We start from the raw sequence: 12,627 nt of genomic DNA on the forward strand, positions 1-12,627 counted from the left end.
GGCCAGGCGTCGCATCTGGTCCTGAGTTTCTCGAGAGAGCTTTCGGGCATCGATCTTTTTCATGTCCCTTTATATCGTGAATTTGATTGCCGCGTTAATAAGGATGCACATGACTCTTCGGAACCGTAAATCTCGGGAAGACCCGATGCACTGCATCGGGTCGACAACCATCGACTCCAACTCTGACGAAGTTATCTTCGGAGCCACCGATCAGGCATGCTTAGCGGACGTCCGAACGCCCGAGTTTCACAATCCGCACCTTGGCAATGCTGGCCCGATTGACAGGACCGCCTATTCCGCCGCTACCGGAATAGATGGCATTCGACTTCAGATAACTCATATTGAAATAATCGCTGAACACGAGACGATAGGTTCCGGGTTTCAGATCGACCGCCATCTCCGTAGACGTCCTCAGCGGTTGCTCACCATTACGCGGATCGACATGCGGCATTTGCACGATACCGGTAGCTACCACCTTGTTGCGGCCTCTCAGCACGTCGATCTGTTTCACCGCGTTGGTGACCCCGGTATTAATGGCATATTGATGGTTGTTATAAACCAGCTCGATGGCGTAGCGACCAGGCTCCGTGATAGAGATGCCCTGGATTTCCAGCGTATCGGTGGGAGCACCCCAGTCGCGCAACGTCGGCTCGGCGATACCGTCAGAGGGCGGCGTTACCGCAACATTACTAAGCACGCGCGCATCGGTCACGGGAATGACCTGGACCGCTGCCTCCTCGGAGCAGAACGGCGCCGAGTGATGCGAGCGATGGCCACTGCTGCTGAAGACTGCCTGCACTGCATAGCAGACGCGGGATCCGGCGGGAATCTTCTCGCGGTCCTTCCAGCTCGTCTGCGTCAATCGATCGTCAACGAGCTTGCCATCCCGGAAGATACGATAGTACACCGAGTCGCTCGAAATCCCGGTGTTTCCATTATCCGTAAAGTGGACAGTGTACTTGCCATCTTTTTGCACAATGGAGGTGACCTGCGGCTCGACAGGCGCAAAGACACGCGGATCCCGGTGATCGCCTGGATCGACCTCTGGCGCCATGGTGATGCGCGTATCACCGGCATGCAAGTCACCGAAGTCGACTTCGATGACGTTCGCAGCATCGTTCAGCTGACTTTCTTCGATGACGCCGGTAACCGGCGCTCCGTTCAAGCGTACCGTCTCAACCATGTAGTAGCCTGTCCCGGACATCGCCTCCGGCAAATTCAGCACCACGTCGAGGGAGCGGCCCTTGTAGTGGAGTCCGGAAAGCCGTGCCTGGGGCGAATCACCGAACAACTGCCGTGCTTTGGCCGTAAGGAATGGTTCGACCGTAATTCCAGACTTGTCGATTTGATACCCAAATATCGTCCCCATGACCATATTCAGATAGCCCGCGACGGACCACAGCTGACGCTGGGAGTTGATCACCGGGCCATCATCATAAAAAGGCTTTCCGGTCAGCCACTCCAGGTTTTCCATGTTGGAGAGATTCAATGCCGCTCCCCGCACGAGGGATTGGATCGCGTTGTCTGCGACTGCCGAATTACGGACCTTGGCAGCCGCTTGCAGCTCATATGCAGTGACAAAGGGCCATAGCGCACGGTTGTGATAGACCTGTATATCCGGCTGCTGCGGGTAATACACCGGAACGCCCAGCTCGCCATGCGGATAGTTGGCCAGAACCTCCGATGCACGGCGTGACGGAGCGATCCCGCTCAGGATGGCCAGAGCCGAGCCGAGCATGTCGAATTTTTCGACGGGCGCCTGATCCTCGGCCGCGCTCGTCAGACTCGCGTATAAACCAGCCTCTTCCAGCCAGAAATGTTTATTGATTTTGTCCTTCAGCGCATCGGCCCAATCATCATAGCGCTGCGCCAGCATCGCATCACCATGTTCACGGGCCAGTCGCGCGGTCAGTCGCAGCGCCTGGTAATGAACGACGTTGGTCGACAGAGCCTTGGACTCGGACATGTGACTCAGGTTATCGACGATCCAAGTCGCGTAGGTCTGCGTGCGCCAGTCAAGATAGGATTGCTCACCGTTATACAGGCCGAGCGCCTGATCGAATGCCGCCTGGCGATCAGCTTCAACGGTGCCGCGCAAGGCGGCGTAGGCATAATCCGAGAACTCGTCGTAAGCCTCACCGGACAGGCTGTTGAGAACGCTTTCGGCCGCCAGAGCCCAGGTCACACGGTCCGTGCTCACCGGCCAACTGCCGCCGGAGCCGGTATCCTGAACAATCTGAAGGGTGCCCTCGGGAAGGCTCGCAGGCGACTGAGCCCCTTCACGGAAGTCGCTGGTCTTGAAGCGCAGAGAATTGATAACTTGCGCAGGATAAAGCTCGGCCAAGCCGAGCCGGGCTGCATAGGACAAGTCACGGGTCCAGACGTAGGTCCATTTTTCTCCCGTCTGGAAACAGTTGCAGTCAATGGGCTCGCCAGCGTTGTAGCTGCCGTCACGGATCTCGCTGACACTCAGCATCTGCAAGTCGTCCATGGCCATGGCGAACAGGCCGTCGAACATCAGATTGCCGCTCCGCAGCAAGGGGTGCGCGGCATCTTCGGTGAAAACCCGCTGCTTCTCGGCATCGTCACGAAGGTCCATCGTCGTGCTGATCGTATAGGTGCGCTGTGCCGCGTCCTGATTGGTTACCGACACGGTGACCGTTTCATCGCGACCGTTCGGCTCGAGTGGGTAGGCTGGGAAGATCACCGAATTATCTACCCCGTCCTCGCCGGTCTGGGCTGCCTGGGGATTGTCAGCATAAGCGCCCCCGTAGAGCGACGCCAAGGACAGCGCTACAGCGGTCATAGCAGTGGTGCCAAGATATTTGCGACGAAACATATGAGCTTCCTATTGTTGGACTTATTGGTAAGCAAGAGGCGCGTTTCCTTGCGTATCGCGCTTTTTCCTTGAGGTGTACGACCTCAGGGCCAATGGCCCCAGGGTCGGAAGTCAGTGGCGGAGGAATTTGACTCATAGCTGCAGATAACCGCACCAGGCAATGTCCGCTGTCTTCCCGGTGCAGAGTGGCTGCCAGGGAAAGGCAAAGGGCATCTAGGGGAAGGAGGAACATCGCCCACGATCGTGCGCGCATGGACAGCTGGAAGCATTAGGAATACCTCTTAGCTCTGAGACAGCGCTTTCTTTGCGATCCGTAACACCGCAAAGCAGAGTCTGCTACTGCCATTTTGTTGTTTTTGTCGATTGCCGTCAGGGCTACCCAACGCGGGCAGGAGAGTAAGCCTGCGCCCAAGTCAATGCCATTGAGATAGCGCAACCTTAGTGTCTGCAGTTTTGTTTGACAAGTGGCTTATTCCATAAAATTCGCTTCAAATAAAACGATTCATCGAGATTTCCCGGGCAATCGCATGCACGACTTTCTCCCCTCCTCATTCATGGGAGAGGGGCCGGGGGAGAGGGCGTGAATGGCTGCACCCACCCCTTCATGCGATTGCCTCGTCTAGATTTCCTTGCACAAAGCTCAATGAATAAGATAGCGTTACCCTGATAAAGTAGGCAGTCGCCTGCGGTCATCGGGCCTGACTCTTCTTAGCTATCTGTTCGTTTCGGAGCGCCAACCAATGCCTCCGAATGACAAGAGACAAAAACAACAAAATCACGGTGACAGATGCGTTTTGCGGCGAATTCAGACCCCACAAAGGCAGCGCTGCCTCCGCATTAAGGTATCCTATGCTTCCCCGACAACGCTCCAGTGCCCATGGGTGTCGCTGCTTGCGGCACATTCACGGCTCGTCAGGCGCTCTGCCCACGCCCTGCTGCCGCCCTCTTCGTCCCCAACGAGAAACTCGACGAACATGTCATCTTCCAGGCGTTCGCGCTCTATCAGCCGAATGACAACGCGACCTACCTACCACGCGGAGCGGCTCAAGATCGACAAGGACGGCCGCCTCACCGTCCAGGTGAAGGGCAGCCAGAACGTGGATGTAAAGGGCTACCAGGCCGCCTGGGTTCCGCACGCCCAGGTCCAGGAGTGAACCTGCTCGTCACCGAGCGGTTCGCCCTCTCCGACCGATATTTTGACCTGCTCCGTTTTGAGACTTCTTCTACGCATGTTGAATGACCTGATTGGACAGCGGATGGCCACAACGACGCTACCCAGAGCAATCAGCATGATTCTGTTGGTGGTTGCCTCAATCCAAGCGGTGGGGATCGCCAAAGCGATCTTCGGGCCCGAGTCATTGGACTCTGCGACGCAAGTAAAGCCACAGGAGGCAGCTCCGAGTGATACGTCGATGATAGATTTCAAGGCAATCCAGCAGGCAGAACTGTTCGGTTCGCTTGAGGAGGGGCCGGCCCAAAAGACGCTTCCGGCAAAGGTGAAAAGCCGTCTGGATGTCAAGCTTCTGGGCCTCGTCAAGGCCTCGCAGGGAAGCACTTCCGTGGCCATCCTCACGGAAGCCGGCCGGCAGCGAGCCTATGCCGTCGGCGACAGACTGTCAGGCAATGGCAACGCCGTGCTGATCGAAATCCTGGCGGACCAGGTGGTGCTCGAGGTCTCCGGCCAGCTGCAATACGTCGAGCTAGAAAAGCCCGCCATAAATGACGCCAAGATTTCCATCGTCGCCACGGCGCCAATCCAGACAAGCCGATTGCCGCAGCGCATCGACCTCAGGCAGCCCGATATCCATGCGGTAGTCGGTGACGCTCATCGCCAACTGGCGAGCGATCCACTCGCCTTCGAGCGCTACATTCAGCTGCAACCCTATGTTGAGCATGGGCGACTGCAGGGTTATTGGCTATCTCCAGGACGTGATGCAGATCTGTTCGACCAGGTAGGCCTGCGCAACGGTGATCTGCTCATTCATGTGGACGGCATCGATATCACCGACTCGCCGAATCTGTCCCACCTGGTGAAGCTGGTGCAGGCAGAGGAGCGGATTCGAGTCGGCGTGCGCCGGGGCGAGCAGACCCAGGATATCGAAATCAATCTCTGAGCTGCTTTTGAAGAGAGGTGTAGACCAGGATGACTATCTGTCGATCAGCCAGCCGCTTTGTTTCAGTCGCTTTACTGGTAGTGATAGCGGCTGGCTGCACTCCCTTCGGAAAAAACCTGCGCTCCGCGTCGCCCCAAGGGGAGCCACGAGATCAGGAGCTCTACGACGAGAGCATGAAGCTCATCCAGTCCCGACAGCATGAGGCGGCAACGGCCCGGTTGGTCGAGCTGCTGCGCTCCGACCCGCAGAGCGGGCATCGCATCGAGGCGGCGCTGGCCCTGGCCTACAGTCAGCTGCAGCTCGACCGGCCGAAGGAGGCAGCCCAGATAGTGACTCAGGTGATCAAGGAGAATGCCGGTACAGAGCGTATGGACTATGCACTCTATCTGCGTGCCAACGCATTGCTGGCCATCAGGCCCGCACCGTCGGCAGCGCAGGTTCACCAGGCGGCAGAGGATCTTGAACACCTAAGACAGCGCCACCCCGACAGCCAGTACGCCGAACTCGCAAAGGAAACGCTGGCCAAGGTCAAGGAACGCCTGGCGGACAACGAACTACAGGCAGCCAGGCTCCAGTGGCAGCGCAATCAGCCTGCGGCGGTGGTGAACCGCTGTCGATACATCATCGAGCACTATCACGATAGCGCCGCCGTCAGCGACGCGCTGGAGATGATGGTTAGCGCTTATCAGCAGCTCGGTCTGAATGAGCTGGCAGACAGCACCAGGGCGATACGCAAAGGCAGCATGCCACCCTAACCCTGGACGCAGCCTTGCTTTTTTGAGGGATATTGCGGATGGATCCGTTAGCGTGAGATTTCATAGTTTGCCGAATAGACGGATATAGCAGTGCATTATAAATACCCATTTACTTTTGACTTACCTGCCTCAGTATCTTCTCGATATGCAGATGCAGTGGTTACCCAGTCGATGGGTTGTGAAATCAAGGCAAAGCCCCTCTCTGACCTGCACCAGTCGACGTGTGCAGGCAGACCAGGCAAACTGTTTATCAAGACGCTTGTTGCGTCATTACTGCTCACTTCGTTGTTGATGGCATGCCCGGCCGATGCAGACGAGTACAGTCTCAACATGCGCGACACCGATATTTCTGAGTTCATCTCCAGCATCGGAAAACTCACGGGCAAAACCATTATCATGGACCCGCGCGTCAAGGGAAAGATCACCATCAGCAGCCCGAAATCGGTGACGAAAGAGGAGCTCTATGAAATCTTTCTGGTGCAACTCGGAGTCAATGGATATTCCGTCGTAAATGCAGGCAAAGATATCCTGAAGGTGATTCCCCAGCAAGGCGCAAAACTGGAAGGGGTCGAAGTTCAGGGTGGCAACAATACCCTGGCGCGCACCAGCGAAAAAATCGTCACCCGTGTAGTCCAGGTGCAAAACGTCGATGTAGCCGCTCTGGTCCCCATCCTGCGTCCGCTGGTGGATAACCAGAGCGGTATTATCGCGCCCTATCCCGCCTCCAATGTAATACTGATTACCGACCGCGAGGCCAATGTTCGGCGGCTACTGGAGGTCATCGAGCGGGTGGATAAAACCGATACCGACGATACCGAGATCATCTGGCTACAGAATGCTTCTGCAGCGGAAGTGAGTGAAACCCTGACGGCATTGATCCGTGAGCAGACCAAGGGCAGCGAAGGCTCGCGCTTGATGCCCATCATCAAGGCAGACGCCCGGACCAACAGTCTATTGATTCGAGCCGACGAATCGAATCGTGACTACCTCCGCCAGGTCATCAGGGAGCTCGACAGCGAGGTCCAGACTGACAACAACACCCGGGTCCACTACCTCAAATACGCCAAAGCCGAGGACCTGGCGACGGTTCTGGAAAAGATCAGCGGCACTATCACCGAAGAGGACAAGACCTCTTCGGAATCCGCCAAGGCCAATCGGGACGCCATTCATATCAAGGCCCATGAGGCGACCAACAGCATTGTCATGTCGGGCAGCCCGAGGATCATTCGCGAACTTACGCAATTGATCGAACAACTCGATATCCGGCGCGCTCAGGTAATGGTGGAAGCGATCATTGTTGAAATGGCGGAAGATCGAGCCAAGGAACTGGGCGTCCAGTGGCTGCTCGCGGATAACAATGGCAGCGGACGGGCGCTGGCCGGAACCAACTTCCCCACCGAAACTCGCCAGGGCCTCAACGGGATATTGGACGGGGTATTGGACGCCACGAATGGCGGCAGTGAGTCAATATCAGTGCCAGCCCTGGAAGCAGCCGGAGGTCTGACTGCCGGCGTGGGGCGCTTCAGTGGTTCTGGCCTGAATTTCGCCGTGCTCTTGAGGGCGCTGCAGGAGGATACGAAATCTAACATTCTCTCCACCCCCAGCCTGCTAACCATGGACAATCAAGAGGCCTCCATACTGGTGGGCAGTGAAGTACCCGTGCTTACGGGTTCGACGCTCGGTAGCGACAACGACAGCCGCAACACCTTTCAGACGGTCGAGCGCAGGGACGTCGGCGTCAAGCTGCTCATTACCCCGCAGATCAACGATGGCGGTGCCGTGCAATTACAGATCGAACAGGAAGTCTCCTCAGTGGGCGAGGCTATTGGCGACAGCGGCGTCAGCTTCAACAAGCGTCAAATCAAAACTGCCGTCCTAGTTGATAATGGCGCGACCATCGTCCTGGGCGGATTGATCGACGACAGAATCGGGGAGAGGGGATCGAAAGTGCCCTGGCTGGGCAGCTTGCCGGTGGTGGGTCGCCTGTTCCGTTCGGACGACAGTCGGATTGTCCGTAGCAATTTGATGGTATTCATACGCCCCACCATCATTCGGAACCAGGCAATGCTGACCTCGGTAAGTAAAGCCAAATATAATTTCATTCGGGACAGGCAATTGATAGGCGAAGACAGCGCCGTGGAGCTGTTTCCGGAAGAGAGAGCGGCAGTCTTGCCCGAGTGGACGGGCCTTGGCCCCACCTCGATCAACGTTTTGCCGCCCAAGAAGTAGCCTGACATGGCCGGTTCACTGATTCCCGACGAGGAAACGCAGGCTGAGGCCATAACCCCTCCTCAGCGGCTACCGTTCAGCTTCGCCGACAGGTATCGACTGGTTGTCGAGCCCGGTACAACAGGGCTGCCGAGGTGTTACTACATCGAGCAGACGCCACTTGAATCACTCCTTGAAGCCAGGCGTTTTCTTGATTCAGAACTTGAGCTCGTACTGGTCACAGCCGAGCAGCTGGAACAGCGTCTGGGAGAGACCTACCAGCAGAGCGGTCAAGCCGATATGCAGTTGATCGAGAAGATCGGTGACGATGACGATCTGTTCGAGCTGATCGATGAACTGCCGGAAAGCGAAGATCTTCTCGCCGCCGAAGGAGATGCGCCGATCATTCGCCTGATCAATGCGATGTTGACCGAGGCACTTAAAGAAGGCGCGTCCGATATACACATCGAACCCTACGAAAAGCGTCTGTCGGTCCGCTTTCGCATCGACGGCGTGTTGCGCGAAATACTGACTCCCAACTACAAACTGGCAACGCTGCTGACCTCGCGTATCAAGGTCATGGCCAAGCTCGATATCGCTGAAAAGCGTGTACCGCAGGATGGCCGCACGGCATTGCGCATCGGTGGCCGCGCTCTCGACGTGCGGGTTTCAACCCTGCCATCCAGCTACGGCGAACGTGTGGTGATGAGGCTGCTGGACAAGCAGACGGCACGCCTCAGCCTCAGTGACCTCGGCATGCCCGAGAACACTCACCAGACCTTTGAACATCTGTTGTTGCAACCCAACGGGGTCATACTGGTCACCGGTCCCACCGGCTCAGGCAAGACCACAACGCTCTATGCCGGCCTTGGCACGCTCAACAACAGTTCGCGCAACATACTCACGGTGGAAGATCCCGTCGAATATGCCATCGAGGGCGTGGGGCAGACGCAGGTGAATACTCGTGCGGGCATGACGTTCGCCAAAGGGCTGCGGGCGATGTTGCGTCAGGATCCGGACGTACTGATGATCGGTGAAATCAGGGACGCAGAAACTGCCGAAGTGGCGATCCAGGCGAGCCTGACCGGCCATCTGGTATTGTCGACCCTGCATACCAACAGTGCTGCCGGCGCCATTACGCGCTTACGCGACATCGGCATCGACTCCTACCTGGTGGCTTCCAGTCTGAAAGGCGTGCTGGCCCAGCGGCTGGTACGGCGACTCTGTCAGCACTGCCGTGAACCGGCACGGATAACGCAGGAAGAAGCGCAGATGCTCAATAAGCCTGAACTCGTGGGCTCGGCTAGCTATCGGAGCCGAGGCTGTGATCATTGCAATCAGACCGGTTATCGCGGACGGGTCGGAATATATGAATTGGCGGTGGTGGATACCGGACTGGCGGCCCTGATCAACCAGCGGGCCGGCGAGATGGAAATGCAACAATATTTGAATAGCACAATGAATTCCTTGATGGACGAAGCGCGCTTTCTCGTTACTCGTGGAGTGACGAGTGTCAGCGAAGTGCTACGCATCATTCGCAGTGATTGAGCGCCATGGCCGCATTTAGTTATCGTGCACTGACAACCGACGGCAAGTCCAGAAATGGTTTGATCGAAGCCGATTCGCCGCGCCACGCGCGCTCGATGCTTCGTGAACAAGGCTTGTTACCCACCTCTGTAGAGGCTGCCAGCCCGGCACGCAAAGCCAAGACGAGCAGGCTTCATCTGGTTCGGCCACTTCCGGCGCGCGATGTGGCGCTGCTGACCCGGCAACTTGCAACCTTGATTGACTCCGGCTTGCCGCTGGAAGAGGCACTTTATGCCATAACCCGCCAAACCAATAACTCATTACTGAAAGCGACCGTGCTGTCTGTGCGGGCACGGATTCTGGAGGGTCATAGCCTTGCTTCGGCACTGTCGGAATATCCGCGCAGCTTTAGCGAACTATACCGGGCGATGATTACTGCCGGTGAGGAATCGGGGCATCTGAGTGATGTGCTCCTGCGTTTGGCGGAATATGGTGAAAGGCTGCAGAGGATACGCAGCAAGGTGCAGGTGGCACTGATCTATCCGGTATTTCTGACGCTGGTGGCGGTTGGCGTCATCATATTGTTGATGACTTATGTTGTTCCAAAGGTGGTGGAACAGTTCACGCATGCAGACCAAACGCTGCCACTCCTGACTCGCCACCTGATATCTATCAGCGATGTCTTGCAGCAGTATGGCTTGCATATGCTCGCGATACTAGCTGGTCTGCTGCTGCTGTCACGCTGGTGGCTGAGCAATAACAGGCGACGCACTCGCTGGCATAAAACACAGTTGCGCCTGCCGCTGGTCAGTACCTTCGTATTGGGCCAGCAGTCGTTGCAGTTCGCACGGACGCTGGCGATTCTGGTGGGCAGTGGTGTTGACCTGCTGCACAGTTTGAAAGTATCGGCCGGGCCGATGACAAACCTCCATCTGAAACAGGCGGTGCTTAACACCACAGACCTCGTGCGGGAAGGCTGTTCGCTTTCTCGTGCTCTCGAACAGTCCGGGCCTTTCCCGCCACTGCTGGTGTACATGATAGCGAACGGCGAACGTAGCGGTGAGTTGGAGAAGATGCTGGACAAGGCGGCCGAAAACCAGGAGGCGGAGTTTGAAACCCGTGTCGCCTGGCTGCTTGGATTGTTTGAGCCCGCCTTGATCCTGGTAATGGGCGCAATTGTTCTGTGTATCGTCCTGGCCATCCTCATGCCGATACTGGAACTCAACAACCTGACCTCGTTTTAAAGGAGATATGAACTTGAACTCAACAATCCGGCGACACAAACAACAGGGCTTCACCCTTTTGGAAATCATGGTGGTTCTCGTGATTCTGGGGCTATTGGTGGCACTTGTGGCACCGAATGTCCTTCAGAACCAGGATAAGGCGATGGTTGAAAAGGCCAAGGCCGATGTCGCACTGCTGGAGCAGGCTTTGGACATGTACAAGCTGGACAACTTTAAGTACCCCACTACCGAGCAGGGGCTTGAGGCACTGGTTACGAAACCGGAGACCGGCCCAATACCCAAGCGCTACAGCAGTAATGGCTATATCAAAAGGTTGCCTAACGATCCTTGGGGCAATCCTTACCAGTATCTGCAGCCGGGCGTAAAGAAAGCATTCGACGTCTATTCATGGGGAGCCGATGGCGAGATGGGTGGAGAGGGCCTTGCAGCAGATATCGGCAACTAGCCATGCCCGTGGCTTCACCCTGCTGGAGGTGATGCTGGTGATGGCGATCCTGGGCATGCTGGCGGTTACCGTGTCCCTGGCACTTCCGGACTCGTCCCAACAACGGCTGGAAAGCGATGCTCGCCGCCTGAAGGCGCAGATTGGACTGGCAGTGGAACAAGCTATCTACCGCAATCGCGACTATGGCTTATTGGTTGGCGACGACAGCTATCGGTTTTATCAATACCAAAACACGCGTTGGGTGCCCCTGGAAGCCGATTCGCGACTGGCGGCTTACGCGCTGAACGATAAGACCGTACTGCAACTGCGCATGGCGGGACAGCCGGTCGATACGGACAGAAGGCGTACCGAGCCCCAGATCTTTATCGCCAGCGACGGCCAGGTCAGTGAGTTTGAATTGACTCTCAGGCATCCGGACGCGCAATGGCCACAAGTGATCCGTGCCAACTTCGCTGGTGATCTGCAACTGGTGAAGTCGGAGCAGCCGTGAGCAAGTCACAACAGCGCGGCGTCACTCTTCTGGAGTTGTTGGTGGCCTTATCCATTTTTGCCCTTTCCGCCGGCGCCCTGCTCAAGATCGTTGGTGAGCACGGACGTCATGCAGGGCAGCTCGAAATTCGCTATTTCGCTCAATTGGCTGCCCAGAACCATCTGGCGAATCTACATCTTCGCCCGTCTTGGCCGGCACTTGGCAAACGCACCCAAGAGGTCGATCTGGCGGGGCACAGGTTCACTCTCACCGAAAAGGTGGAAAAAACCGACAACCCCCTCATTCGTCGTGTGACGGCCCGGATGACCAATGATAACGATCAAGTACTGACTGAGTTGCAAGCATTCATGGGACCTGCACTGTGAGGTGTAATGGCGGCTTCACGCTACTCGAAGTTCTGGTGGCGATGGCTTTATTGGCACTGTTGGGGCTCGCCGCGGCACTGACGCTTAACAGTGGCATACGAAGCCAGCAGGTCGTGAGCGAAAGCATCGAGTCGCTGCAGCGCTTGCAACTGACCCAGCAACTGATGCGCAGGGACCTGGAACAGATTGCCGTCCGGGGTGGACGGAACGAGCAGGGTGATTTTCGTAACCAGGTGTTGGTTGCCCATGTCAATGCCGGCAAGGATCCGGAAGGGGTCATACTGGATTTCTATAAGACCGGCCGACGAATCCTTTCCCGACGGTCTCCGGGTGCCAGCATTGAGCGCGTGCGGTATCGCCTTCGGGACGGACGCCTGATTCGTGAAAGCTCTCCCTTGATTGACACGCCGGCGGGGACAAAGTGGCACAGCGCCATACTAATGGAAGCATTGGCGGATTTCGATGTGCGTTTTTTCTACAACCGAAACTGGATTGACCAATGGCCGCCCCTACGCGGATCGGCCGGCCAGGTTTCAAGCGCGATGCTACCCCAGGCGTTGGAATTGATCATTAAAACCGACCGATATGGACCAGTAGCACAGATCGTGCTGCTGCCAAACGCCCTATGAATGGTTCAGGG

General features: G+C 56.8%; 11 protein-coding genes. 10 read left to right on the top strand and 1 reads right to left on the bottom strand.

The annotated features are described in order from the left end of the window. Positions 1 to 220: 220 nt before the first annotated feature. Positions 221 to 2,839, bottom strand: coding sequence for a glucosidase family protein (locus tag ACYVD0_RS06010; protein WP_460425970.1), 2,619 nt, complete (start codon positions 2,837 to 2,839; stop codon positions 221 to 223). Between the two features lie 1,010 nt (positions 2,840 to 3,849). On the opposite strand from ACYVD0_RS06010, the gene ACYVD0_RS06015 reads away from it, so the two are divergent. From ACYVD0_RS06015 to gspJ, 10 genes are all read left to right on the top strand, one after another. Continuing rightward, complete coding sequence (locus ACYVD0_RS06015; protein ID WP_460425971.1) at positions 3,850 to 3,993, top strand: hypothetical protein; 144 nt, start codon at positions 3,850 to 3,852, stop codon at positions 3,991 to 3,993. A 135-nt stretch (positions 3,994 to 4,128) separates the two neighbouring features. After that, the gene (gene gspC / locus ACYVD0_RS06020; protein WP_460425972.1) at positions 4,129 to 4,953 is read left to right on the top strand and encodes a type II secretion system protein GspC; all 825 of its coding nucleotides are present in this window, start codon (positions 4,129 to 4,131) and stop codon (positions 4,951 to 4,953) included. A gap of 29 nt (positions 4,954 to 4,982) precedes the next feature. After that, on the top strand, positions 4,983 to 5,708 hold the full coding sequence (gene bamD / locus ACYVD0_RS06025) for an outer membrane protein assembly factor BamD (protein WP_460425973.1): 726 nt from the start codon (positions 4,983 to 4,985) through the stop codon (positions 5,706 to 5,708). A gap of 90 nt (positions 5,709 to 5,798) precedes the next feature. Beyond that, positions 5,799 to 7,937, top strand: coding sequence for a type II secretion system secretin GspD (gspD, locus tag ACYVD0_RS06030; RefSeq protein WP_460425974.1), 2,139 nt, complete (start codon positions 5,799 to 5,801; stop codon positions 7,935 to 7,937). 6 nt (positions 7,938 to 7,943) lie between these two features. Beyond that, positions 7,944 to 9,464: a GspE/PulE family protein gene (gspE, locus tag ACYVD0_RS06035; RefSeq protein ID WP_460425975.1), complete on the top strand. Its 1,521-nt coding sequence runs from the start codon at positions 7,944 to 7,946 to the stop codon at positions 9,462 to 9,464. Positions 9,465 to 9,469: 5 nt separating this feature from the next. Next, positions 9,470 to 10,687, top strand: coding sequence for a type II secretion system inner membrane protein GspF (gene gspF, locus ACYVD0_RS06040; RefSeq protein ID WP_460425976.1), 1,218 nt, complete (start codon positions 9,470 to 9,472; stop codon positions 10,685 to 10,687). Positions 10,688 to 10,694: 7 nt separating this feature from the next. Continuing rightward, positions 10,695 to 11,132, top strand: a complete 438-nt coding sequence (gspG, locus tag ACYVD0_RS06045) for a type II secretion system major pseudopilin GspG (protein WP_460425977.1) — start codon at positions 10,695 to 10,697, stop codon at positions 11,130 to 11,132. After that, on the top strand, positions 11,110 to 11,622 hold the full coding sequence (gene gspH, locus ACYVD0_RS06050; RefSeq protein WP_460425978.1) for a GspH/FimT family protein: 513 nt from the start codon (positions 11,110 to 11,112) through the stop codon (positions 11,620 to 11,622). Before gspG ends, gspH begins: the two co-directional genes overlap by 23 nt. Beyond that, the gene (gene gspI / locus ACYVD0_RS06055; RefSeq protein ID WP_460425979.1) at positions 11,619 to 11,987 is read left to right on the top strand and encodes a type II secretion system minor pseudopilin GspI; all 369 of its coding nucleotides are present in this window, start codon (positions 11,619 to 11,621) and stop codon (positions 11,985 to 11,987) included. The genes gspH and gspI overlap by 4 nt, the downstream gene beginning before the upstream one ends. Next, on the top strand, positions 11,984 to 12,616 hold the full coding sequence (gspJ, locus tag ACYVD0_RS06060; RefSeq protein ID WP_460425980.1) for a type II secretion system protein GspJ: 633 nt from the start codon (positions 11,984 to 11,986) through the stop codon (positions 12,614 to 12,616). The genes gspI and gspJ overlap by 4 nt, the downstream gene beginning before the upstream one ends. The last annotated feature ends 11 nt before the right edge of the window (positions 12,617 to 12,627 follow it).

The organism is Azotobacter armeniacus (assembly GCF_054779355.1).